The following is a 221-nucleotide window of genomic DNA, read 5'->3' as shown; positions in this document are numbered from 1 at the left end:
GTTAGGTGCACCACCAAAACCTGCTAAACGACCTGAAGTTACCGTTGATGAATTAGCTTGTGCGTCCATTTGCAGTGTTGAACCGATAAACATATCAACCGCAAATTGTCCTGCAACTTGGCATAATGCACGGTTAGAGCGCATCGAACCATCTTTGGCCACGAAAAAGATATCAGGTAGAGCTGCAATATAGTTCTCCATGCCGACTTCACTGCCAAAGC

The 221-nt window shown here is 45.7% G+C and carries 1 protein-coding gene; it reads right to left on the bottom strand.

Annotation, left to right across the window (positions count from 1 at the left end):
• A partial coding sequence (locus EOC06_RS39655; RefSeq protein WP_206631512.1) for a malonate decarboxylase subunit alpha occupies positions 1 to 221 on the bottom strand: 221 nt, incomplete at both ends.

Origin of the sequence: Mesorhizobium sp. M7A.F.Ca.MR.362.00.0.0, assembly GCF_004023175.1 — a bacterium.
Lineage (GTDB): Bacteria > Pseudomonadota > Alphaproteobacteria > Rhizobiales > Rhizobiaceae > Mesorhizobium.
Note: the sequence above shows the minus strand (reverse complement) of the source record. Positions and strands in the feature narration are given on the sequence as shown.